At 73.6% G+C, this 22,275-nt stretch carries 22 protein-coding genes; 16 read left to right on the top strand and 6 right to left on the bottom strand.

The annotated features are described in order from the left end of the window. Window positions 1-190 precede the first annotated feature (190 nt). A complete protein-coding gene (locus ACFV88_RS22770) occupies window positions 191-2,035 on the top strand; it encodes a protein-arginine deiminase domain-containing protein (RefSeq protein ID WP_385493664.1) in 1,845 nt (614 codons plus the stop codon). A 100-nt stretch (window positions 2,036-2,135) separates the two neighbouring features. On the opposite strand, the gene ACFV88_RS22765 is transcribed toward ACFV88_RS22770, so the two are convergent. Next, a complete protein-coding gene (locus tag ACFV88_RS22765; RefSeq protein WP_385493590.1) occupies window positions 2,136-3,077 on the bottom strand; it encodes a DUF389 domain-containing protein in 942 nt (313 codons plus the stop codon). Window positions 3,078-3,115: 38 nt separating this feature from the next. Beyond that, the gene (coaA, locus tag ACFV88_RS22760) at window positions 3,116-4,102 is read right to left on the bottom strand and encodes a type I pantothenate kinase (protein ID WP_385493589.1); all 987 of its coding nucleotides are present in this window, start codon (window positions 4,100-4,102) and stop codon (window positions 3,116-3,118) included. 180 nt (window positions 4,103-4,282) lie between these two features. On the opposite strand from coaA, the gene ACFV88_RS22755 reads away from it, so the two are divergent. From ACFV88_RS22755 to ACFV88_RS22730, 6 genes are all read left to right on the top strand, one after another. Further along, complete coding sequence (locus ACFV88_RS22755) at window positions 4,283-4,651, top strand: holo-ACP synthase (RefSeq protein WP_385493587.1); 369 nt, start codon at window positions 4,283-4,285, stop codon at window positions 4,649-4,651. 111 nt (window positions 4,652-4,762) lie between these two features. Further along, window positions 4,763-6,235, top strand: coding sequence for an NAD(P)H-hydrate dehydratase (locus ACFV88_RS22750; protein WP_385493586.1), 1,473 nt, complete (start codon window positions 4,763-4,765; stop codon window positions 6,233-6,235). A gap of 724 nt (window positions 6,236-6,959) precedes the next feature. Then, window positions 6,960-8,147 carry an alanine racemase gene (gene alr, locus ACFV88_RS22745; RefSeq protein WP_385493584.1) on the top strand — a complete coding sequence of 396 codons (1,188 nt, stop codon included), beginning with the start codon at window positions 6,960-6,962 and terminating at the stop codon, window positions 8,145-8,147. Continuing rightward, window positions 8,144-9,436 carry an alpha/beta fold hydrolase gene (locus tag ACFV88_RS22740; protein WP_385493583.1) on the top strand — a complete coding sequence of 431 codons (1,293 nt, stop codon included), beginning with the start codon at window positions 8,144-8,146 and terminating at the stop codon, window positions 9,434-9,436. Before alr ends, ACFV88_RS22740 begins: the two co-directional genes overlap by 4 nt. Beyond that, window positions 9,390-9,941: a tRNA (adenosine(37)-N6)-threonylcarbamoyltransferase complex ATPase subunit type 1 TsaE gene (tsaE, locus tag ACFV88_RS22735; protein WP_385493582.1), complete on the top strand. Its 552-nt coding sequence runs from the start codon at window positions 9,390-9,392 to the stop codon at window positions 9,939-9,941. The genes ACFV88_RS22740 and tsaE overlap by 47 nt, the downstream gene beginning before the upstream one ends. Window positions 9,942-10,057: 116 nt before the next feature. Beyond that, window positions 10,058-10,246 (top strand): hypothetical protein, encoded by a 189-nt coding sequence (locus ACFV88_RS22730; protein WP_385493581.1) that lies wholly within the window; start codon window positions 10,058-10,060, stop codon window positions 10,244-10,246. Window positions 10,247-10,361: 115 nt separating this feature from the next. Here the strand turns inward: ACFV88_RS22730 and ACFV88_RS22725 are convergent, their stop codons facing one another. Next, complete coding sequence (locus ACFV88_RS22725) at window positions 10,362-10,913, bottom strand: hypothetical protein (protein ID WP_385493580.1); 552 nt, start codon at window positions 10,911-10,913, stop codon at window positions 10,362-10,364. 148 nt (window positions 10,914-11,061) lie between these two features. On the opposite strand from ACFV88_RS22725, the gene tsaB reads away from it, so the two are divergent. The 4 genes from tsaB to ACFV88_RS22705 are packed head-to-tail and all read left to right on the top strand — an operon-like array spanning window position 11,062 to window position 13,739. Further along, a complete protein-coding gene (tsaB, locus tag ACFV88_RS22720) occupies window positions 11,062-11,715 on the top strand; it encodes a tRNA (adenosine(37)-N6)-threonylcarbamoyltransferase complex dimerization subunit type 1 TsaB (RefSeq protein ID WP_385493578.1) in 654 nt (217 codons plus the stop codon). Between the two features lie 17 nt (window positions 11,716-11,732). Beyond that, entirely contained in the window at window positions 11,733-12,317 is a 585-nt protein-coding gene (locus tag ACFV88_RS22715; RefSeq protein ID WP_385493663.1) for a GNAT family N-acetyltransferase, read from the top strand. Further along, entirely contained in the window at window positions 12,310-13,461 is a 1,152-nt protein-coding gene (tsaD, locus tag ACFV88_RS22710; RefSeq protein WP_385493577.1) for a tRNA (adenosine(37)-N6)-threonylcarbamoyltransferase complex transferase subunit TsaD, read from the top strand. The genes ACFV88_RS22715 and tsaD overlap by 8 nt, the downstream gene beginning before the upstream one ends. After that, window positions 13,458-13,739, top strand: a complete 282-nt coding sequence (locus tag ACFV88_RS22705; RefSeq protein WP_385493575.1) for a hypothetical protein — start codon at window positions 13,458-13,460, stop codon at window positions 13,737-13,739. The genes tsaD and ACFV88_RS22705 overlap by 4 nt, the downstream gene beginning before the upstream one ends. 25 nt (window positions 13,740-13,764) lie before the next feature. On the opposite strand, the gene ACFV88_RS22700 is transcribed toward ACFV88_RS22705, so the two are convergent. After that, window positions 13,765-15,072 (bottom strand): methyltransferase domain-containing protein, encoded by a 1,308-nt coding sequence (locus ACFV88_RS22700; RefSeq protein WP_385493573.1) that lies wholly within the window; start codon window positions 15,070-15,072, stop codon window positions 13,765-13,767. Between ACFV88_RS22700 and ACFV88_RS22695 the strand changes: the two genes are divergently transcribed. The 4 genes from ACFV88_RS22695 (at window position 15,071) to groL (ending at window position 19,297) form a co-directional block, all read left to right on the top strand. Further along, a complete protein-coding gene (locus ACFV88_RS22695; RefSeq protein WP_385493572.1) occupies window positions 15,071-16,117 on the top strand; it encodes a polysaccharide deacetylase family protein in 1,047 nt (348 codons plus the stop codon). The two genes, ACFV88_RS22700 and ACFV88_RS22695, sit on opposite strands and share 2 nt — an antisense overlap. Next, window positions 16,114-16,965 (top strand): polysaccharide deacetylase family protein, encoded by an 852-nt coding sequence (locus ACFV88_RS22690; protein ID WP_385493571.1) that lies wholly within the window; start codon window positions 16,114-16,116, stop codon window positions 16,963-16,965. Before ACFV88_RS22695 ends, ACFV88_RS22690 begins: the two co-directional genes overlap by 4 nt. A 272-nt stretch (window positions 16,966-17,237) precedes the next feature. After that, complete coding sequence (gene groES / locus ACFV88_RS22685) at window positions 17,238-17,546, top strand: co-chaperone GroES (protein WP_073792836.1); 309 nt, start codon at window positions 17,238-17,240, stop codon at window positions 17,544-17,546. A gap of 125 nt (window positions 17,547-17,671) precedes the next feature. Next, on the top strand, window positions 17,672-19,297 hold the full coding sequence (gene groL, locus ACFV88_RS22680) for a chaperonin GroEL (RefSeq protein ID WP_385493570.1): 1,626 nt from the start codon (window positions 17,672-17,674) through the stop codon (window positions 19,295-19,297). 440 nt (window positions 19,298-19,737) lie between these two features. Here the strand turns inward: groL and ACFV88_RS22675 are convergent, their stop codons facing one another. Next, a complete protein-coding gene (locus ACFV88_RS22675) occupies window positions 19,738-20,511 on the bottom strand; it encodes an SDR family NAD(P)-dependent oxidoreductase (protein WP_385493568.1) in 774 nt (257 codons plus the stop codon). 47 nt (window positions 20,512-20,558) lie between these two features. Beyond that, the gene (locus tag ACFV88_RS22670) at window positions 20,559-21,227 is read right to left on the bottom strand and encodes an MOSC domain-containing protein (protein ID WP_385493567.1); all 669 of its coding nucleotides are present in this window, start codon (window positions 21,225-21,227) and stop codon (window positions 20,559-20,561) included. A 91-nt stretch (window positions 21,228-21,318) separates the two neighbouring features. Here ACFV88_RS22670 and ACFV88_RS22665 point away from each other — a divergent pair, with 91 nt between their 5' ends. Then, entirely contained in the window at window positions 21,319-22,260 is a 942-nt protein-coding gene (locus tag ACFV88_RS22665) for a LysR family transcriptional regulator (RefSeq protein WP_385493566.1), read from the top strand. Window positions 22,261-22,275: the final 15 nt, after the last annotated feature.

Here is a 22,275-nt window from a genome sequence, read left to right as displayed (position 1 = left end):
GGTGGCGGTCCGTCCGTCGGCTTCGATCCGGAACCACTCCGTCACCGCTCTCAACCCCAGGGCCCCTCCACGCACTCTTTTCCCCTGAAGGCCAGGGAAAGAACGCGAACAAGGAGGGGCCCTCTTGGGTACTCGACGCTGGAGAACCACGGCCGTGGCCACCGGAGTTGCCGGGGCACTGCTGGGGACCATGAACACCCAGGCGGTCGCGGCGCCCGCGGAGCCGGCACCGCGCGCCGACCTGCGGGCGGACGTCAACCGGGACGGCACGGTGGACGTCGGGGGCGACTCGGACGTCCCGGGCGAGAACACCTGGACCCGGGCCCGTGGCGCGGTCGTCCTGCCGAACGTCGACGACGACGACCGTCGTTGCAAGCTGCGCGACGGTCAGGGCCGCCCCCTGCCGGACGCCAAGCTGGCGGCCTGTCACGACGCCGCGGACACCGTGCTGAACGGGGCCCGCGACGCCGACGACCTCGCCCGGCTGCGGACCGTGCCCCAGCCCGGGGTGGCCGACGCCACCACCGGCACGGTCACCGTACGGGGCGACGCCTCCCGCGCCCGGCTGTTCGTCAAGCGGTCGAACGGCTGGAAGCACCTCAAGCCCACCACCAAGCTCACCGCCGCGGAACTGCGGCGCGGGGTCGAACTCGGCGTCGAGGCCACCGACGTGGTGCGCGACGCCGCCCGCTGGGACGGCACGGTACGCGTGCGGTTCGCCCTCAGCGGGGGCGGCGCCAGCGCCAGCGATCACGTCATGCTGCGCACCGCGCCCGTGCTGACCCACCACCACCTCCAGAAGGCCAAGGAGGTGTTGGTCTCCAAGACCAGGGAAGCCTTCATGCCCGGCATGGTGGCGGAGCAGCACAAGTTCATCGCGCGGCTCGAACGCGAGGTGAAGGCGGCCGGGATCACCAAGCCGGTGCGCAAGTTCGACACCGACGACGTGTGGGCACAGGACTTCGTGGAGCCCGGGTACGTCAGCATGACCGGGTCGAACGGCCGCGCCCACGCCCTGCGGGTGATGATCCGCTCCGCGCAGCCCGACCGTGACGCGGGACGAGAGCTGTACGCGAAGCTGCGCGGCCCGGGCATTGGGGTCGTCGAGGTGGCGCGGCCCGCCGCGGGCGACGAGTGGACCCTGAACTCCATGGGCAACCTGGAGACCATCCCGCCGTACACCCACGGCGGCACCTCGTACCCGGCGGGGCGGATCATCATGGGGCACCGGCCCGATGTGAACGCGCGCCCCGCGAAGTCGATGACCACGTTCCTGAAGTCGCAGGGCCAGCAGTCGCCCCTCATGCTGGACACCTCGTGGCTTGAGGTCGGCCACGTCGACGAGTTCGTCCAGTTCCTGCCCGCGGACACCCCGCGCGGCTGGCGCCTCGGGCTCGCGGACCCCACGGCCGGCGTGCAGTTGCTGAAGGACGCGAAGGCCGCGGGCAACGGGGCCAAGCGACTGTTCTCGGCGCCCGACCGGCTGGGCATCAAGGTGTCCCGGACCACCATCAACAAGGTGCTCGCCGACCCGAAGTTCCTCGCCGGCAACGAGCGGGCCGCCGCGAAGATCGACGAGAACCTCCGGGTGCTCAAGCGCGAGACGGGCATCACCGACGCGGAGATCGTCCGGGTGCCGGCGCTGTTCGCGCAGTACGAGATGCCCGAGGGCATCGGTGTGCGGGCGGGTCTGAGCCGGCTCGGCCAGGGCGATTCGCCGTTGGTGCGGCCCGGACTCGGCACGAACGAGGGGCCCGGCGCGTTCGCGCCCGGGGCGCCGCCGCGCACCATCGCGTACCTGCCCGGGGCCGTGAACGGTGTCGTCCTCAGCAACGACCGGTACCTCGCGCCCCAGCAGTGGGGGCCCGTGATCGGTGGCAAGGACCTGTTCGGTGAGGCGGTGCGGCGGGCCTACGCCGGCGCCGGCTTCACCACCGCCTACATCGACGACTACTACTCGTACCACCTGTGGGGCGGGGAGGTGCACTGCGGCACGAACGTGCTGCGGGACGTCTCCCGGGCCTGGTGGCGGTAGTCACGGGTGAGCCGGTGAGCCGGTGAGCTAGTGGGCGCGGGGGCCGTGCGGCTCCCGCGCCCTTCGTCGTCCGGGGCGGGGCCAGACGGGGCGGGGCGGTTCAGCGCGGGCCGAGCGCCCGGTGGCGCTGCCAGGCCAGGAAGGACCTCTGCGCGATCAGGGTGAGGCTGCCGGCGAGGACGATCCCGCCGAGGTTGGCGAGCAGTTGCAGCGCCGAGCCGCTGGTCTGGCCGAAGTCCCGGTAGCTCAAGGCCACCGCCGCGTTCGCCGCCGCGGGCACCGTGGTGACGGAGATCGCGACCCCGATCAGCGCACCCGACTTCGCCGAGGTCAGCGAGAGGGTGCCGGCGATCCCGGCGAGGAAGGCGACCACGAAGGACATCCAGTCCGGTTGCCAGATGAACGCGGTGTTGGGCCGGGGCGCTTCGATCATGTCCTCGGTGAAGAGCCCGAAGGCGTCCATCAGCCAGGCGAACCCGGCGGTGGCGACCATCGCGAGGGCGAAGCCCGCGAGCAGTGCCCACAGGGAGCGCGCCACGAGCCGGGGAGCGCGCTGCACCAGCGCCGTGGACACCCCGGCGAGCGGCCCGAACTCGGGGCCCACGGCCATCGCGCCCACGATGAGGATGGCGTTGTCCAGCATCACCCCGCAGGCCGCGATCATCGTCGCCACGGACAGGAACGCCACATAGGTGACGGTGAGCGTCGACTCCTCGTGGGTCAGGTCGGTCAGCTGTTCCCAGAGCACCGCGTCGGCGCCCTCACCGGGTGCGTCGTCCTCCGCGCGGTCGGCCCGCTTGGACAGGGACAGGTCGATCGTCTCCACGGCGATCGAGCCGCAGTCGTCGATGCCGGCCGCGCGCAGCGCACCGATCAGTTCGTCCCCGGCCTCCCGGGCGACGTCGCACATCACCACATCGCCCTCGGGGTCGCGGGCGGCGCCCTTGACCACGGCCAGGTGGGCGGTGCCGACGGTGCCCTCGATCAGCTTGACCACCTCGTCGGTGCGGTCGGCCGGGGTGATCAGTCGCAGATGGAGCATGCCCCACCCTAACCAGGCGCCCCTTCAGTGCGCTCGGGTCACAACTTCCGCAGGCTGAGCCGCTGCACCTTGTGGTCGGGGCCCTTGCGCAGGATCAGGGTCGCCCGGCCCCGGGTGGGCGCCACGTTCTCCACCAGGTTGGGCTTGTTGATGGTCCGCCAGGTGGTGGCCGCGTACTGAAGGGCCTCCGTCTCGGACACCTGGGTGTACTTGCGGAAGTACGAGGACGGGTCCTGGAACGCGGTCGCCCGCAGGGTGCGGAACCGGTCGAGGTACCAGCGCTCGATGTCCTCCACCCGGGCGTCGACGTACACGCTGAAGTCGAAGTAGTCGGCGAGCCCGACCCTGGTCCGCCCGTCCCGACCGGGCAGCGCGGGCTGGAGCACGTTCAGGCCCTCCACGATCAGCACGTCCGGGCGGCGCACGACCAGCCGTTCCCCGGGCACGATGTCGTAGATGAGGTGGGAGTACACCGGCGCGGTGACCTCGGCCTTGCCCGCCTTGACGTCGGCCACGAACCGGGTGAGCGCCCGCCGGTCGTACGACTCGGGGAACCCCTTGCGGGAGGTCAGCCCGCGGGCCCGCAGCTCGCGCATCGGCAGCAGGAACCCGTCGGTGGTGACCAGCTCGACGCGCGGGTGCTCCGGCCAGCGGGCCAGCAGTGCCTGCAACAGGCGGGCGACGGTCGACTTGCCGACGGCGACCGAACCGGCGACCCCTATGACGAAGGGCGTGCCGGACTGCGAGCCCTGCTCCCCGAGGAAGGTGTTCAGCGCGCCCCGCAGCCCGTCGGTGGCGCCCACGTACAGGTTCAGCAGCCGGGACAGCGGCAGATAGACGTCCCGCACCTCGTCCAGGTCGATGACGTCGCCGAGGCCGCGCAGCCCCTCCACCTCCGCCGCGCTCAGCGGCAGCGGGGTCTTGTCGCGCAGCGCGCTCCACTCGGCTCGGGTGAGGTCGAGGTACGGGCTGGCCTCCGGTCGGGACCGGGGACCGTGCGGCGGCGAGGAGACCGGAGAGATCACCCTGCAATTGTTGCGGCTGTGTGGCCGGTGTGGAGGGTGGGGTGCGTCACCCCGGGCCTGCCCGAATGGCCGCATGGTCGCATTCGTCCACCTCGAACCCGCGCGTAGGCTGCGCCGCATGGACGTGAGCGTGGGGTGCGCGGGGCCGTCGGGGCCGTGGTGGCTGGGTACGGTGACCGGGTGATCATCGGGGTGGGGATCGACGTGGCGGAGATCGACCGGTTCGCCGCGTCGCTGGAGCGGACGCCGGGGCTCGCGCAGCGCCTGTTCGTACCCGGGGAACTGTTGCTGCCCAGCGGGGACCGCCGCGGGGTCGCCTCGCTGGCGGCCCGGTTCGCGGCGAAGGAGGCCCTGGCGAAGGCGTTGGGCGCGCCGCCGGGCCTGAACTGGACGGACGCCGAGGTGTGGGTGGAGGACAGCGGTCGGCCCCGGCTGCGGGTGTCCGGTACGGTCGCCGCCCGCGCCGAGGCCCTGGGGGTCCGTGCGTGGCACGTCTCGCTGAGCCATGACGCGGGCGTGGCCTCCGCGGTGGTCGTCGCGGAGGGCTGACGGCGTGTGTGCGTCAAGACCGGTCCGTGGCGGGCCCGGTCCCGCCCTCCACGCGGCCATGCGGCGCAGTTCCCCCGTCCGACCGCCGTCCGCTGCGGCAGACTCGACCGCATGCGCACCGCTCACCACGTGGAGACCGTCAGGAACGCCGAGGCCGCGCTGATGGCGCGGCTCCCGGCCGGGGAACTGATGCGGCGGGCCGCCACCGGGCTCGCCGCTGCCTGCGCCGATCTGCTCGGCCGGGTCTACGGGGCCCGGGTCGTCCTGCTCGTCGGCAGCGGTGACAACGGCGGGGACGCCCTCTACGCGGGGGCCCGGTTGGCCCGTCGGGGCGCGGGCGTCAGTGCCGTGCTGCTCGCCCCCGGGCGCACCCACCCGGGCGGGCTCCGCGCGTTCACCGGGGCGGGCGGCCGGGTCGCCGAGGACCCGTTCGAGGTGCTCGCCGCGGCCGACCTCGTCCTCGACGGGATCACCGGCATCGGCGGCAAGGGCGGGCTGCGCCCCGACGCGGTTCCGCTGGCGCGGGCGGCGCGCGGTTCGAACGCGGTGGTCGTCGCCGTCGACCTGCCGAGCGGCGTCGAGTCCGACAGCGGCGAGGTGCGCGGCGAGGTGCTGCGCGCCGACGCGACGGTCACCTTCGGGACGTACAAGCCGGCGTTGTTGATCGACCCCGCCCACGAGCAGGCCGGCACCGTACGGCTGGTGGACATCGGGCTGGGCCCGCACCTGCCCTCCGTGCCCCCGCTGGAGGCGCTCCAACACCCGGACGTGGCACGACTGTTGCCGGTGCCCGTCGGGGAGAGCGACAAGTACCGGCGCGGGGTCGTCGGGGTGGTCGCCGGGTCCGCCCGCTACCCGGGGGCGGCGGTGCTCGCGGTGGCCGGGGCGCTGCGGGGCGGGGCCGGCGCGGTGCGGTACGTGGGGCGGGGGACCGATGCGGTGATCGCCCGGTTCCCCGAGGCGCTGGTCCACGAGGGGCCGCCGACCCGGGCGGGGCGGGTGCAGGCGTGGGTGGTCGGGCCGGGGATCGGCGACGACTCCGACCGCACGGGCGGCACGGGCAGCACGGACGTGGTCCACGAGGTGCTGGACGCGGACGTGCCGGTGCTGGTGGACGCGGACGGGCTGCGGGCGTTGGACCCGGCCGTGGTGCGGGACCGGGGGGCGCCGACGCTGCTCACTCCGCATGCCGGGGAGGCGGCGGCGATGCTCGGGGTGCCCCGGGGGCGGGTGGAGGCGGCTCGGCTCGCGTCCGTGCGGGAGCTGGCTTCCCGGTTCGGTGCGACGGTGCTGCTCAAGGGGTCGACGACGTTGGTCGCGGACCCCGATCCCGGGCGGCCGGTGCGGGTGAACCCGATGGGGACGCCCTGGCTGGCCACGGCGGGCAGCGGTGACGTGTTGTCCGGGCTCGCCGGGTCGTTGCTGGCCGCGGGGTTGGGGCCGCTGGATGCGGGGGCCGTTGCGGCCTATCTGCATGGGTTGGCTGCGCGGGGGGTGGCGGCTCGGGGGGTTCCGCTCACCGCGTTCGAGGTCGCGGAGGCGTTGCCCGTCGCCTGGGCCCACGTCATCGCGACTCCCATGTGACCCTGCGGGTTCGCTCGGCCCCACTGTCCCCTGCGGTGCGCTGTCCCGTGCGGGTGCGCTGCGGTTTCGCGCAGTTCCCCGCGCCCCTATCCGGTGCGTCCACCTGGCGGTGCGCTGTTCTGCGGGGTGCGTCCCGCTGTTGCGCAGTTCCCCGCGCCCCTATCGGGGTCCGTCCTGGCCGGGGTGCGCTGTCCCGTGCGGGTGCGCTGGTGGTTTGCGCAGTTCCCCGCGCCCCTGATCGGGTGCGTTCATCTGGTGGTGCGCTGTTCTGTGGGGTGCGTCCCGCTGTTGCGCAGTTCCCCGCGCCCCTGGATCTCGGGCGCTCCTCGCCGCCGTCGTCCGCCCCGCACCCGTACGCCCGCCGTAACCCGCGCCGCGGTGACCTCCGCCAGCACCCGGTCCCCGCCGGCGGAGACGTCCGTGAGTTCCCGCGCCGGAGAAGCCGCAGACAGGCCCCGACCAGTCAGCCCCGACAGGGGCGCGGGGAACTGCGCAAATCCCACCACGCACCCGCACAGCCCAGCACACCCCGGCCGGCACGGGCCCCGATAGGGGCGCGGGGAACTGCGCGAAACAGCAGCGCACCCGCACAGGGCAGCGCACCCGAGCCAGGACGCACCGGATCAGGGGCGCGGGGAACTGCGCGAAACCGCACCGCACCCACACGGGACAGCGCAGCGCACCCGCAGGGAACCGCACACCGCCAGGTGCGACAATCGGCGCGATGACTCAGACACCACCGCAGCCCGGCCGAGCCCGCGCAGAGATCGACCTGAACGCCCTGCGCGCCAACGTCCGCGCCCTACGCGCCCGCGCGCCCAAGTCCGCCCTGATGGCCGTCGTGAAGTCCGACGGCTACGGTCACGGCGCACTCCCCTGCGCCCGCGCGGCGATCGAAGCGGGCGCGACCTGGGTCGGCACGGCCACCCCGCAGGAAGCGCTCGCGCTGCGCTCCGCGGGCATCGGCGGCCGGATCATGTGCTGGTTGTGGACCCCGGGCGACCCGTGGCGCGAGGCCATCGAAGCGGACCTCGACATGTCGGTGAGCGGGATGTGGGCGCTCGCGGAGGTCACCGCCGCCGCCCGGGAGGCGGGCCGCCCCGCCCGCATCCACCTGAAGGCCGACACGGGCCTCGGCCGCAACGGCTGTCAGCCCGCCGACTGGCCGGAACTGGTCGCCGCCTCGCTCGCCGCCGAGGCCGCCGGCACCGTCCGGATCGCCGGCCTGTGGTCGCACCTCGCCTGTGCCGACGAGCCGGGGCACCCCTCGGTCACCGCACAGCTCGAAACGTTCCGGCGGATGGTCGGGTACGCGGAGGGCGAGGGGGTGCGCCCCGAGGTGCGGCACCTCGCCAACTCCCCCGCCACGCTGACCCTGCCGGAAGCCCACTTCGACCTGGTCCGCACGGGCATCGCGATGTACGGGGTGTCACCCGCGCCCGAGCTGGGGACGTCCGCGGCGCTCGGGCTGCGCCCGGTGATGACGTTCAGCGCCTCGGTGGCCCTGGTCAAGCACGTACCGGCCGGGCACGGCGTCAGCTACGGACACCGGTTCGTCACCGACCGGGAGACCACCCTCGGGCTGGTCCCCGTCGGCTACGGCGACGGCGTCCCCCGGCACGCCTCGGGCCGGGGCCCGGTCCTGGTCGGCGGTGCGTGGCGGCGGGCCGCGGGGCGGATCGCGATGGACCAGTTCGTGGTGGACCTCGGCGGCGAGAAGCTCCAGGAGGGCGCCGAGGCCGTGCTGTTCGGACCGGGTGACCGGGGCGAGCCCACCGCCGAGGACTGGGCCGAGGCCGCCGACACCATCGCGTACGAGATCGTCACCCGGATCGGCGCCCGGGTGCCCCGGGTCTACCGGGGCGTGCACGACACCGGGGGCGCGGGGACGGACACCGGGGGCGACGAGTGAGCGGCGACGCGACGCCCGGCGTGACGGAAGCCGTGACGGACGTCGTGGCGGAGGCCGTGACGGGCGCCGTGTCGGCCGTGAGCTGGCGCCGGGGCGCGGGCATCGCCGGCATCGCCATCGGCGTGGTCGCGGCAGCCGCCGCGACCGGGGTGGCCGTGGAGCGGCTGACCGTGAGCCGCAGCGTGCGCCGCAAGGCCAGGACCGCCCTCGACGCGGCCGGCCCGTACGGCGAACTGCGGGGCACCTCCGGGACCGCGGTCGCCGACGACGGCACCGCGCTGTCCTACGAGGTGGACGAGCCCGCCGACTTCGGCGGCACCGGCGAACCGGGACCAGGTCCGGGGGCGGGCCGGCGCGGACCGTTCCGGCGCCGCACCGCCGCGCCCACCACGGTCGTGTTCAGCCACGGCTACTGCCTCAACCAGGACGCCTGGCACTTCCAGCGGGCCGCCCTGCGCGGGCTGGTGCGCACCGTCTACTGGGACCAGCGCGGGCACGGCCGTTCCGCCCGGGGCCCGGTGGCCTCGGCGGCCGGCGAACCCGTCAGCATCGACCGGCTCGGCCGCGATCTGTCGGCGGTCATCGACGCCGCCGCCCCCGAGGGCCCGCTCGTCCTGGTCGGCCACTCGATGGGCGGCATGACGGTGATGGCCCTCGCCGCCGAGTTCCCCGAGCTGGTCCGGGAGCGGGTCACCGGGATCGCCTTCGTGGGGACGTCCGCCGGACGGCTCGCCGAGGTCAGCTTCGGACTGCCCGCGGTCGGGGTCAACGCGGTGCGGCGGGTGCTGCCCGGGGTGCTGCGGGTGCTGGGGCCGCGCGCCGAACTGGTGGAACGCGGCCGGCGCGCCACGGCGGACCTCTTCGCGGGGGTCGTCAAGCGGTACTCCTTCGCGAGCCGTGACGTGGACCCGGCCGTCGCCCGGTTCGCCGAGCGGATGATCGAGGCCACGCCCTTCGAGGTGGTGGCGGACTTCTACCCGGCGTTCGCCGAACACGACAAGAGCGAGGCGCTCGCCGGTCTGGACGGGCTGCCGGTGCTGGTGCTCGCCGGCGAGCAGGACCTCATCACCCCCGCCGGACACAGCGAGGCCGTCGCGGAACGGCTCGACGGCGCGGATCTCGTCCTGGTGCCCGACGCCGGTCACCTGGTGATGCTGGAGCACCCCGGCACGGTCACGGACCGCATCGTCGAGCTGTTGGTCCGCGCGGGAGCCCTGCCGGCAGGCACTACCGTGAACGGTTATGGAACCGAGCGCGCACCGAGCAGGACCACGGCCGACGGCGGCTGAGCCCGTCACCGCGTCGATCACCGTCACGTCCCCGGAGCGCATGCGGGAGCTGGGCCTGCGGCTCGCCGGACGGCTGCTCCCCGGAGACCTGGTGATGCTCACCGGGGAACTGGGCGCGGGCAAGACCACCCTGACCCGCGGCATCGGCGAAGGGCTCGGCGTGCGGGGCGCCGTCACCTCGCCGACCTTCGTGATCGCCCGGGTGCACCCGAGCCTGGTCGGTGGCCCCGCGCTGGTGCACGTGGACGCCTACCGGCTGGGCGGCGGGCTCGACGAGATGGAGGACCTGGACCTCGACGTGTCGCTGCCCGAGTCCGTGATCGTCGTGGAGTGGGGCGACGGCAAGGTCGAGGAACTGTCCGAGGCGCGGCTGCACGTGCTCATCGACCGGGCGGTGGGGGACACCACGGACGAGGTCCGGACGGTGACCCTGCGCGGCTACGGGGAGCGGTGGGCCGCGGCGGGGTTCGAGGGGCTCGTCGCACCTGTGGGTGACGGTTCCTGACACGTTCCGACAAGCTGTCGGGAAGATGTTGCGCGGGGGTGCCCGTCCGTGGTCACATGGAGCGGAGAGGTTAGGTCTGCCTAACCATTTTGCCCCCGGAGCACCAGGAGGCGCCCATGTCGGCGACCGAGCGGGTCGAGCCGCCGAGCGCGGCGGTGCCGATGGACGTGCTGCTCGCGGCCTGCGCCGCGGCGCGTGCGGTCTCCACCCCGCCCACTGCGGATACGGGTGCGGGCGCGGACCCGGGGATCGTCTCCCGACCGGGTCCGGTGCGCGAGCGTCACGAAGGCCCCCGGGCCGCCTAGTCGGGACCCGTCGGAGCGGCCGTCGGGCGTTCGCCCGCGGGTGTGCCGTGGTTGCACGGACACCGCCCCGCGCCCCCGGTGCACGCCGCCGCGTGCGTGCTCGCGGGACGCGCACTCAGGGGATGACCACGACCGGCGTGTTGATCACCGCGAACTGCCACATCGCATCGCCGTCCGGGCGCGTGGAGCGGATGCCCCCGGTGCGACGGGTGCGGTCGGGCGGCCGGACGGAACCGTTCACGGCCGCGCTGAACCCGATGCTCACCCCGTCCTGCGAGGTGAACCGCACCACGTGCTCGATGCCCACCCCGTCCGACCCGGCGGTGTTCCCCGTACGGGACGTGACGAAGTACGAACCGGGCTCCGGATCGACCGTGCTGGGCGTCACCCGGTACGTACGCCGCACCTTCTCGCGCTCGCCGACCAACCAGACCCGGTCGTCCGACAGCGCGTAGACGACCCGCGGCCCGGTGCCCGCCCCGGAGGGCAGCGCGGTCGGACGGTTGCGGTCGCGCTCCACGGCGGGCGCGGTCGCGGCGGCCGAGGCGTCAAAGGAGGCGGCGAGCCCCTCGGGCACGGTCGCCGACGCCTGGTAGGCGAGGAAGCCGACCGCGGTGAGCGCCACCCCGGTGAGCCCGGCCACGATTCCCGCGCTGCTCCCTGCCACCACGTCACCTCTCGTCCACCAGCCGGCCGGGCCACCGCCCCGCGCGGGACGGTCACCGTCCGTGAGGGGTCGTACCGCGACCGTAGCAGCAACTGCGGAGCTGACCGGGACGGCCGTGCCCCGGCCGCCGGAGCCGTACGCTGTTTGTGTGCTGCTGCTCGCTCTCGATACCGCCACCCCCGCCGTCACCGTCGCGCTCCACGACGGCTCCGCCGTGGTCGCCGCGTCCTCGCAGGTGGACGCCCGTCGCCACGGGGAACTGCTGCTTCCCGCGGTCGACCGGGTGCTCGCCGAGGCCGGGGTGAAGCTCCCGTCCGTCACCGCGCTCGTCGTCGGCACGGGCCCCGGCCCGTACACCGGGCTGCGGGTCGGGCTGATGACCGCCGACACCCTGGGCCTGGCCCTCGGGGTGCCCGTGCACGGAGTGTGCACGCTCGACGGACTGGCCCACGCGGCCGGGCTCGACGGCCCGTTCGCCGTGGCGACCGACGCCCGCCGCAAGGAGGTCTACTGGGCCCGGTACGCGGACCCCCGCACCCGGGTGTCCGGTCCCGCCGTCGACCGGCCCGCCGACATCGCGGACGAGTTGGCCGGGCTGCCCGTGGTCGGCGCCGGCGCCCGGCTGTACCCCGACGCCTTCCCCGACGGGCGCGACCCCGAGCACGTCAGCGCCGCGGCCCTGGCCTCGGTGGCCGCCGAACGGCTGCGGGCGGGAGTGGCACTCGATCCGCCCCGCCCCCTCTATCTGCGCCGGCCCGATGCGCAGGTCCCCAAGAACTACAAGGTGGTCACCCCCCAGTGACCGCCGCACTGCGCGAGATGCGCTGGTGGGACATCGACCCCGTGCTCGCGCTCGAACGCGAGCTGTTCCCCGAGGACGCCTGGTCCCGGGGCATGTTCTGGTCCGAGCTGGCCCACGCCCGGGGCCCCGGGGCGACCCGCCACTACGTGGTGGCGGAAGACGACTTTGGACGGCTCGTCGGGTACGCGGGACTGGCCGCGGCCGGCGGGGTGTCCGACGAGCCGGGCACCGAAGCCGCCGGCCCCGCCGGCCCCACCGCCGATGGAGCGGTGGGCGACGTGCAGACCATCGCCGTCGCCCGGGACCAGTGGGGCACCGGGCTCGGCGCCCGGCTGCTCACGGACCTCCTCAAGCACGCCACGGCGTTCGAGTGCCGGGAGGTGATGCTGGAGGTGCGGGTCGACAACGTACGGGCCCAGAAGCTGTACGAGCGCTTCGGCTTCGCCCCCATCGGCGTGCGGCGCGGCTACTACCAACCGGGCAACGTCGACGCCCTGGTGATGCGCCTGGAGATGCAGGGGCCCGCCGGTCGGGGCACCCCCGCCCCCGCCCCATCGGCAACACCGCACGGAACAGAAGGAACCGGGACCACCCATGGCTGACGAACCCCTCGTCCTCGGCATCGAGACCTCCTGCGACGAGACGGGCGTCGGCGTCGTCCGGGGCACCACCCTCCTCGCGGACGCCATCGCCTCCAGCGTCGACGAGCACGCCCGCTTCGGCGGGGTCGTCCCGGAGGTCGCCTCCCGGGCACACCTGGAGGCGATGGTGCCCACCATCGAGCGCGCGCTCAAGGAGGCCGGGGTCGCCGCCAGCGACCTCGACGGCATCGCGGTCACCGCGGGCCCCGGCCTGGCCGGCGCCCTGCTCGTCGGCGTGTCCGCGGCCAAGGCGTACGCCTACGCCCTCGGCAAGCCGCTGTACGGGGTGAACCACCTCGCCTCCCACATCTGCGTCGACCAGCTCGAACACGGTCCGCTGCCGGAGCCGACGATGGCCCTGCTGGTCAGCGGTGGCCACTCCTCGCTGCTGCTGTCCTCGGACATCACCTCCGACGTCCGGCCGATGGGCGCCACCATCGACGACGCGGCGGGGGAGGCGTTCGACAAGATCGCCCGGGTGCTGAACCTCGGTTTCCCCGGCGGCCCCGTCATCGACCGCTACGCGCGCGAGGGCGACCCGAAGGCCATCGCCTTCCCCCGCGGACTGACCGGGCCGCGGGACGCCCCGTACGACTTCTCGTTCTCCGGGCTGAAGACGGCGGTGGCCCGCTGGATCGAGGCCAAGCGCGCCGCGGGCGAGGACGTGCCGGTGCGTGACGTGGCCGCCTCGTTCCAGGAGGCGGTGGTCGACGTGCTGACCCGCAAGGCCGTGCGGGCCTGCAAGGACGAGGGCGTGGACCATCTGATGATCGGCGGCGGGGTCGCCGCCAACACGCGACTGCGGGCGCTGGCCGCCGAGCGCTGCGAGGCCGCGGGCATCCGGCTGCGGGTGCCCCGGCCGAAGCTGTGCACCGACAACGGGGCGATGGTCGCCGCGCTCGGCGCGGAGATGGTCTCCCGGAACCGGGCCGCCTCCGACTGGGAGCTGTCCGCCGACTCCTCGCTGCCGGTCACCGATCCGCACGTGCCGGGCCGGACCGCGGACGAGGAGCAGCCGGCCGCCCACGGACACGGTGGCGGGCACGCCCACGCCCATGACCACGACCACGTGCACGAGCTGGCGAAGGACAACCTGTACTCATGACCCTCGCGTTGATGTGGGAGGCGGCGGCGGTCACCGGGCGCGGCGCCGAACTCCTGGCCTGGGCCCGGGAGGCCCGCCCGGCCGGGCGCCCGCTGCGGCGCGAGACGTTCACCGCACCCGGCGACCGGGTCCTCGTCATCACCTGGTGGCCGGCCGACACCGCCAACGGCACCGCTGACGGCACCGACGGCGCGCCGGGGGAGCTGCCCGACCCCCCGGCCGACCTGGTCCGACGGCCCGTCCACCGGTGGCGGTTCACCTCGGTGGGCGTCGAGTAGCGACCGGGTTCCGGCCCCGCCGGGTCTACGTCCCGTTCGGCACCGGGTGGCCGATCAGCATCGTCGGGGCGCCGGCCACCCGGGTCAGGAACACCGTGGCCGAGTGCGGACCTTGGGGCCGCACCTTGCGCCGCAGTTCCTCGGGTTCGACGGCGGACCCCCGCTTCTTGACGGTGAGGACGCCCACCCCCCGTTCCCGCAGCAGTGCCTTCAACCGCTTGACGTGGAAGGGGAGATGGTCGGTCACCTCGTACGCGGTGGCGAACGGCGTGGGGCGCAGCACGTCGGAGGTGACGTACGCGATGGTCTCGTCCAGCAGGCCGCCGGACACCTCCGTGGCCACCGAGGCGACGAGCCGGGCCCGGATCACCGCGGGGTCGGGCTCGTACAGGTACCGTCCGACCTCCCGCACCGCCGGGTCCGGGGGCATCGCGGCCAGGGACGCCGTGAGGGAGTCGCCGCCGGGCAGCAGGGTGGAGCGGCGGGAGTCGGGCGCGCCCGTCCCGAACCACAGCACCGCCTCCTTGAGGTCGCCCCGGTCGGAGATCCACTCGGTCTCCACGCCGTCCGGCACGGCCTCGTGCGGGATGCCCGGTGCGATCTTCAGCGCCCCGCGGCCGGCCGCCCGCACCGCGTCGACCGCCCAGCTCAGCGGGGGCGAGTACGCCTCCGGGTCGAAGATCCGGCCCCGTCCGCCCCGGCGCGCCGGGTCCACGAACACCGCGTCGTAGCCGTCGGTTGCCACCTCGGTCACGTCCGCCTCGCGGACCTCGATCAGCTCCGTGAGCCCCAGCGCCCGGGCGTTGGCGCGGGCCACCGCGCAGGTCAGCGGGGAGCGGTCGACGGCCAGGACCCGGATGCCCGCCCGGGCCAGGGCGATCGCGTCCCCGCCGATCCCGCAGCACAGGTCGGCGACCGAGGTCACCTCCGACTCCCGCATCCGGCGCGCCCGGTAGGCGGCCACGCTGGTGCGGGTGGCCTGTTCGACCCCGTCCGGGGTGAAGAACATCCGCGCCGCGTCGACCGCCCCGAACTTCGCCACCGCCCGTTGCCGCAAGCGGGCCTGACCGAGTGCGGCGTTCACCAGTTCGGCGGGGTGCTCGCGGCGCAGCCGGGTGGCGACGGCGAGTTCCCGTGCGGGTTCGGTGTCGCGGACCTCCTCCAGGAGGGCGCGGCCCTCGTCGGTGAGGAGCGCGGCGAACTGCGCCTCGGGCGCGGGGTGCGGATCGGTGGTGCTCACCGGGCCATTGTGGGCCAGTCGGTGGACGGTCCGGTGCCGGTGGGCGGTGTCGGCGCCGGGCGCGCCGGGGGCGCTGACAGGATGCGGCCCCATGCGACTAGTACGACAAAACGAACAAAATACGAAACCGGATCCCCGCGGGGATGGCGAGCGGGACGGGCGAGTCGGTCGCGCGGGGCGCGGGTCCGCACGCCCCGGGGCCCTCACCCGGTCCCTCGTCACCGCCCTCGCCCTCACCGTCGCCACGACCGCCCTCGCGGGCTGCGGCGCGGAGGCCGAGCCGACGAAACCCGCCGCCTCCGGCCGGGCGGGCGGCGCCCCGGGCGAACGCGCCGAGCAGGGAAAACAAGCCAAACAGGCCAAGGGGGCCAAGGAGGCGAAGGAAGCCGCGGAGGCCGCCGCCGCCCGGAAACGGACGATCGCCGCCGCCCGGCTCGCCACCGCCAAGCGCTGGGGACTCGCCAAGGCCCCGCTGACCGCGCCGCCCCCGCCCGCCGTCAAGCCGAAGATCACCACCAGGGCCGGCTTCGAGGTCGAGGGCCACGAGGACCTGCCGCCGGTCTTCACCACGATCCCCACCAAGGACAAGGTCGTCTTCCTCACCATCGACGACGGCGCCGACAAGGACCCGGCGCTGATCAAGATGCTGGAGGAACTCGACGTCCCGTACACCGCGTTCCTCAGCGACTACCTGGTCAAGGAGGACTACGGCTACTTCCGCAAGATGCGCGACGCCGGGGTCACCCTCAACAACCACTCGCTGACCCACCCGTACCTGCCGGGCCTGTCCTACGCACAGCAGAAGCACCAGATCTGCGGGATGCAGGACGTCATCCAGAAGCAGTACGGGACCCGCCCCACCGTCTTCCGCCCGCCCTACGGCAACTACAACGAGGACACCCTGCGCGCCGCGAAGGCGTGCGGCATCGCCCAGGTGCCGCTGTGGAACGAAGAGGTCTTCGTCGACCGCTGGGAGTACCGCGAGTACGACAAGAGCCTGCGGCCCGGCGACATCGTCCTCACCCACTTCCGCGGTCGCAAGGACTGGGACGGGACCATGCCCGACACCATCCGCCGGTTCCTGGGGCTCATCACCGACCAGGGCTACGCCGTGGCGAAGTTGGAGGACTATCTGTGAGTGCCCGCGGGCGGTCCGCGCGACGCGTTCCGCCGCGCCGGCTGGCCGCCCTGCTGGTCGTCGGGGCCCTCGCCCCGGCCCTCACCGGCTGCGCGCACCCCGCTGACCGGGCCGACCCGGCCGACGGGGTGCGCCGGACCGCCTCGCGCGAGGGCGACCCGGCACCGAACCCGGCGCCGGACGCGCACCGCCGCTGGGGGCTGACCGCACCGCTCACCCCCGCCCCGCTCACCCCCGCACCGCGGCCCGCGCGCCCGGGCGGGGCGAGCGCCCCCGGCGCACCCCCGGCCACCGACCTCGCGCCCGTGATCGACCGCGTCCCCACCCGGGACCCGGTCGTCTTCCTGATCTACGGCGACGGCGTGGGCCAGGACCCCCGGTTCGGTGAACTCGTCCGGGACCTGCGCCTCCCGGTCACCGTCTTCCTCACCGACCGGGCCCCGGGCCCCGGCCACGCCGAACTGGCGCGGCTGCGGCCCTTCGGCGTGGACGTGCAGAACCACACCCTCGACCACCCCTACCTGCCCGGCCTGCCCTACGCCGGACAGCGCGCCGAGATCTGCGGCCAACGCGACAAACTGCACGGCCGCTTCGGCGTCCGGCCGGACCTGCTGCGCCCGCCCCACGGGGCCCATGACCGCGAGACGCTACGGGCCGCCGCCGACTGCGGCATGGCCGCCGTGGTCACCGGTCGACCCGTCCCCGCCCCGGACGCCCGGCCGAACCCCGGGGACGTCCTCGTCGCCGACCCCCCGGCGGGCACCTCCGCCACCACCGCGACCCTCCGGCTGCTACGCCGCGTCCAGGCCCTGGGCCTCGCCGTCGCCCGGCTCACCGACTACGTCTGAACCCCCGCGGACCCGGCCCGACGGCTGCCTTCCGAGGTCCGTTCCGAGGTCGTTCCGGGGTCGTTCAGGGGGGCTTTCCGGACGCTCGGACGGAGGGCGCGTTGGCACTCCGCTTGACCGAGTGCTAATCGCGGTCATAGTCTCGGCCCTGGCACTCTCCACTGGTGAGTGCCAGCAGCGACAGGCAGGTCCGGCACCCGCGACGACGGATCCACCTGGTCGCCACCTCAGACAGTTAACCCCGTGAGATCTCCGAAGGGGGAGGTCGGATCGTGACGACCACCAGCTCCAAGGTTGCCATCAAGCCGCTCGAGGACCGCATTGTGGTCCAGCCGCTCGACGCCGAGCAGACCACGGCTTCGGGCCTGGTCATTCCGGACACCGCCAAGGAGAAGCCCCAGGAGGGCGTCGTCCTGGCCGTGGGCCCGGGCCGTGTCGAGGACGGCAAGCGCGTCGAGCTCGACGTAGCCGTCGGCGACGTCGTTCTCTACAGCAAGTACGGCGGCACCGAGGTGAAGTACAACGGCGAGGAGTACCTCGTCCTCTCGGCCCGCGACGTGCTCGCGATCATCGAGAAGTAGTTCACCGAGCGCAACGAATCTTGTTGTGTGCTGCGCCCCTGGCCCCCCGCGAAGCTGAGCCGGGTGCCGGGGGCGCGGTCCGTTTACCGCTTTCCTGCAGTTTCTGAGAGGGCTGAACCGCTCCCATGGCGAAGATCCTGAAGTTCGACGAGGACGCCCGTCGCGCCCTTGAGCGCGGCGTCAACAAGCTTGCCGACACCGTCAAGGTGACGATCGGCCCCCGTGGCCGCAACGTCGTCATCGACAAGAAGTTCGGTGCCCCGACCATCACCAACGACGGCGTCACCATCGCCCGTGAGGTGGAGATCGAGGACCCCTACGAGAACCTCGGCGCGCAGCTGGTGAAGGAGGTGGCGACCAAGACCAACGACATCGCGGGTGACGGCACCACCACCGCCACCGTGCTCGCCCAGGCCCTGGTCAAGGAGGGCCTGCGCAACGTTGCCGCCGGTGCCTCCCCGGCCTCCCTGAAGAAGGGCATCGACGCCGCGGTCAAGGCCGTCTCCGACGAGCTGCTCGCCACCGCGCGCCCGATCGACGAGAAGTCCGACATCGCGGCCGTCGCCGGGCTCTCCGCCCAGGACCCGCAGGTCGGCGAGCTGATCGCCGAGGCCATGGACAAGGTCGGCAAGGACGGTGTCATCACCGTCGAGGAGTCCAACGCGTTCGGCCTCGAACTGGACTTCACCGAGGGCATGGCCTTCGACAAGGGCTACCTGTCGCCGTACTTCGTGACGGACCAGGAGCGCATGGAAGCCGTCCTGGAAGACCCGTACATCCTCATCAACCAGGGCAAGGTCTCCTCCATCCAGGACCTGCTGCCGCTGCTGGAGAAGGTCATCCAGGCGGGTGGCTCCCGGCCGCTGCTGATCATCGCCGAGGACGTCGAGGGCGAAGCCCTGTCGACCCTGGTGGTCAACAAGATCCGCGGCACGTTCAACGCCGTCGCCGTGAAGGCCCCCGGCTTCGGTGACCGCCGCAAGGCGATGCTCGGCGACCTCGCCACCCTCACCGGTGCCCAGGTCATCGCCGAGGAGGTCGGCCTCAAGCTCGACCAGGTCGGCCTGGACGTGCTGGGCACCGCCCGCCGCGTGACGGTCAGCAAGGACGACACCACCATCGTCGACGGTGGCGGCAACTCCGAGGACGTCGCCGGTCGCGTGGCGCAGATCAAGGCCGAGATCGAGAACACCGACTCCGACTGGGACCGCGAGAAGCTCCAGGAGCGCCTCGCCAAGCTCGCCGGCGGCGTCTGCGTGATCAAGGTCGGTGCCGCGACCGAGGTCGAGCTCAAGGAGAAGAAGCACCGTCTGGAGGACGCCATCTCCGCGACCCGCGCCGCGGTCGAGGAGGGCATCGTCTCCGGTGGTGGCTCCGCGCTCGTCCACGCCTCCAAGGTGCTGGAGGGCAACCTCGGCAAGGAGGGCGACGAGGCCACCGGTGTCGCCGTCGTCCGTCGCGCCGCCGTCGAGCCGCTGCGCTGGATCGCGGAGAACGCCGGCAAGGAGGGCTACGTCATCGTCTCCAAGGTCGCCGAGCTGGAGGCCGGACACGGCTACAACGCGGCCACCGAGGAGTACGTCGACCTGGTCAAGGCCGGCGTCATCGACCCGGTCAAGGTGACCCGCTCCGCGCTGGAGAACGCCGCGTCCATCGCTTCGCTGCTGCTCACGACCGAGACGCTGGTCGTTGAGAAGCCGGCGGAGGACGAGGGTGACGCTGGGCACGGTGGTCACGGCCACTCGCACTAAGTCTGACGCTGCACAGTGACGGGCCCCGGTCCGGCCCCCTCCCCAGGGGTGCCGGCCCGGGGCCCGCCTGCGTCGTCCCGTGCGGGTGCGTCCAGGCGGGGGTTCGCTGTCCTGCGGGGTGCGCTGTGGTTGCTCGCGCAGTTCCCCGCGCCCCTATCGGGGCCCGTCCCGGCCGGGGTGCGTTGTTCTGTGGGGTGCGTTCCGCTGTTGCGCAGTTCCCCGCGCCCCTGGATCTCGGGGGCTTCTCGCCGTCGTCGTCCGCCCAGCAGCGCACCCGCACAGGCCAGCGGACCCCGGCCAGGACGGGCCCGATAGGGGCGCGGGGAACTGCGCAAATCACCAGCGCACCCGCACGGGCCAGCGCACCCGAGCCAGGACGCACCCGATCAGGGGCGCGGGGAACTGCGCGAAACAGCAGCGCACCCGCACGGGACAGCGAACTAACGGGGACCGTACTTGCGGCCGGTCGAGGAGGTGATCCCGCCCAGCAGGGGCCGCGGCGCCAGCTTCGCGAGCCCCATCAACGCCTTGTACCGGGGATCGGGAACGGAGACGACCTTGCCCCGGGAGAGGTCGCCCAACGCCGCAGCGACCACCTTGTCCGCGTCCAACCACATCCACCCGGGGATGTTGTCCGTGCCCATCCCCGCCCGCTCGTGGAACTCCGTACGGACGAACCCGGGGCACAGCGCCATCATCCGCACCCCCGAACCGGCGAGGTCCTTCGCCGTGCCCTGGGTGAACTGCACGACCCACGCCTTGGACGCGCCGTACGTGCCGCGCGGCAGGAACGCCGCGACGGAGGCCACGTTCACAACCGCCCCGCGCCCCCGCTCCCGCATCGCGCCCGTCGCCGCGGCCGTGAGCCTGAGCACCGCCTCGCAGTGCACCTTGAGCATCGTCAACTCGTCGGCGACCGGCACGTCCAGGAAACGGCCCTTGTTCCCGAAGCCGGCGTTGTTCACCAACAGGTCCACCGGCCGCCGTTCGTGGGACGAGCGGGCGGCCACCGCTTCGATCCCCTCGTCCGTGGCGAGGTCGGCGCGGAGCACCTCGGCCTCCACCCCGTGCCGGTCGTGCAGTTCGGTGGCCTGCGCGCGCAGCCGCTCGACGTCGCGCGCCACGAGTACCAGGTCGTGGCCGTCCGCAGCGAGGCGGCGGGCGAACGCCGCGCCGATACCGGCGGTCGAACCCGTGATCAGAGCCGTAGTCATGGGGCAAGGTTAGTGATCGCCCGGCCCGGCCCGGTGGCCCACCCGCTTCACTGCGCGTACTTCTCCCGGTACGCCAGGGCCAGTTCCCGGGTCTCCGGGTGCAGCGCGTCCCCGGCGACGAGCACCCGGGGCAGCAGTTCGCGCCGGGTGGTGAGGGCACGGAACTCCGTCAGCACGGTGATGTCGTGGTCGGGCCGGTGCACGACCTCCACCGGGTCGCCCGCGCGGACTTCGCCGGGGGTGATCACCCGCAGGTACGTGCCCGGGGCGCCCTTCTCGGTGAACCTGCGGACCCAGCCGCGTTCCCCCAGGAACCCCGCGAACGTCCGGCACGGTATGCGGGCCGAGGACACCTCCAGCAGCAGCTCCCCGCCGACCCGCCAGCGCTCGCCGATCAGCGCGTGCGTGATGTCGACGCCCTCGGTCGTGAAGTTCTCGCCGAAGCAGCCGGCGGGCAGCGCGCGGCCCAGGTCGGGTTCCCAGTCGTCGAGGTCCTCGCGGGCGAAGGCGTACACGGCCTGGTCGTTGCCCCCGTGGTGGCGGAGGTCGCACACCGCGTCCCCCGCGAGCCCGCTGCCGCCGATGCCCTTGGGCCCCGGCGCGGCCACCCGCAGCGGACCCGTCACCGGGCGTTTGTCGATGCCGGTCACCCCGTCCAGCTGCTTGGTGTACGGGACGGCCTTCGGCCTGCTGGCATTCAGTGACAGAAGCTTCATGCTGCGCACGGTAGGCACCCCGAGCTGAAAGTGTCGAAGCATTATTCCGCTGGACACCCAAGGGGTGCTTATGCTCGCGTACCATGGCGGGGTGATCGAGGCCCGTCATCTCCGTGTCCTGCGTGCGGTCGCCGCCACCGGTTCCTTCTCCGCGGCGGCCCGCGAACTGGGCTGCACCCAGCCCGCCGTCAGCCAGCAGATGAAGGCCCTGGAGGCGTCCTCCGGCACCCCGCTGATCGTCCGCGCCGGCCGTGAGATGCGGCTGACCCAGGCCGGCGAGGCCCTGGTGCGGCACGCCGCCGGCATCCTCGCGGGGCTGACCGCCGCCGAGGAGGAGGTCGCCGCGATCGCGGGGCTGCGGGCGGGCCGGGTCCGGCTGGTGTCCTTCCCCAGCGGTAGCTCGACCCTGGTCCCGGCGGCCCTCGCCGCCCTGCGCGCCGCCCACCCCGGCACCCGGGTCTCCCTGGTGGAGGCGGAGCCGCCGCGCTCGGTGGAGATGCTGCGCGAGGGCGACTGCGACGTGGCGCTCGCCTTCCACTACGCGGACCCGGCCGGACCGGAGGGCGCGGACGCCGCGGTCGACGGGGCCGGCGGACGGCTGCCGCAGGAGTGGACCGACCTGACGGTACGGCCGCTCTTCGCGGACCGGCTGGTCGGTCTGGTCCCGGAAGGGCACCCGCTCGCCGACGCGGGGACGGTCCGGATCGAGGAGTTCGCCGACGACCCGTGGATCGCGGGGTGTCCGCGCTGTCGCCGCCAGCTCGTGGACGTGTGCGAGAACGCCGGGTTCACGCCCCGGATCGACTTCGCCACCGACGACTACCCGGCGGTGACGGGGCTGGTCGGCGCGGGGCTCGGCGTGGCGGTGCTCCCGGCACTGGCCCTGGAGTCGGTGCGGCCCAAGGGGGTGCGCACCGTGACGGTGGAGCCCGCCGTACGGCGGCAGATCGTGGCGCTCACCCTGCCGGACCTGGCGCAGGTCCCGGCGGTCGCGGCCACCCTCGACCACCTCGCACGGGTCGCCCGGCACTGACGGCGTACGGGGTCG

Origin of the sequence: Streptomyces sp. NPDC059816 (genome assembly GCF_042732055.1) — a bacterium.
In the GTDB taxonomy this organism is placed as follows: domain Bacteria; phylum Actinomycetota; class Actinomycetes; order Streptomycetales; family Streptomycetaceae; genus Streptomyces.
The sequence above is the reverse complement of the archived record's forward strand: the minus strand, read 5'-3'. Positions and strand labels throughout refer to the sequence as shown.

Excerpts from the sequence above, each read along its gene's own strand:
- ACFV88_RS22670 (WP_385493567.1), bottom strand. The coding sequence starts at position 21,227 with ATGAAGCTTCTGTCACTGAATGCCAGCAGGCCGAAGGCCGTCCCGTAC.
- ACFV88_RS22770 (WP_385493664.1), top strand. The coding sequence starts at position 191 with ATGAACACCCAGGCGGTCGCGGCGCCCGCGGAGCCGGCACCGCGCGCC.
- ACFV88_RS22705 (WP_385493575.1), top strand. The coding sequence starts at position 13,458 with ATGACCCTCGCGTTGATGTGGGAGGCGGCGGCGGTCACCGGGCGCGGC.
- alr (WP_385493584.1), top strand. The coding sequence starts at position 6,960 with ATGACTCAGACACCACCGCAGCCCGGCCGAGCCCGCGCAGAGATCGAC.
- groL (WP_385493570.1), top strand. The coding sequence starts at position 17,672 with ATGGCGAAGATCCTGAAGTTCGACGAGGACGCCCGTCGCGCCCTTGAG.
- ACFV88_RS22695 (WP_385493572.1), top strand. The coding sequence starts at position 15,071 with ATGCGACTAGTACGACAAAACGAACAAAATACGAAACCGGATCCCCGC.
- ACFV88_RS22675 (WP_385493568.1), bottom strand. The coding sequence starts at position 20,511 with ATGACTACGGCTCTGATCACGGGTTCGACCGCCGGTATCGGCGCGGCG.
- ACFV88_RS22765 (WP_385493590.1), bottom strand. The coding sequence starts at position 3,077 with ATGCTCCATCTGCGACTGATCACCCCGGCCGACCGCACCGACGAGGTG.
- ACFV88_RS22700 (WP_385493573.1), bottom strand. The coding sequence starts at position 15,072 with ATGGGGCCGCATCCTGTCAGCGCCCCCGGCGCGCCCGGCGCCGACACC.
- ACFV88_RS22750 (WP_385493586.1), top strand. The coding sequence starts at position 4,763 with ATGCGCACCGCTCACCACGTGGAGACCGTCAGGAACGCCGAGGCCGCG.
- tsaE (WP_385493582.1), top strand. The coding sequence starts at position 9,390 with ATGGAACCGAGCGCGCACCGAGCAGGACCACGGCCGACGGCGGCTGAG.
- ACFV88_RS22730 (WP_385493581.1), top strand. The coding sequence starts at position 10,058 with ATGTCGGCGACCGAGCGGGTCGAGCCGCCGAGCGCGGCGGTGCCGATG.
- ACFV88_RS22715 (WP_385493663.1), top strand. The coding sequence starts at position 11,733 with ATGCGCTGGTGGGACATCGACCCCGTGCTCGCGCTCGAACGCGAGCTG.
- tsaD (WP_385493577.1), top strand. The coding sequence starts at position 12,310 with ATGGCTGACGAACCCCTCGTCCTCGGCATCGAGACCTCCTGCGACGAG.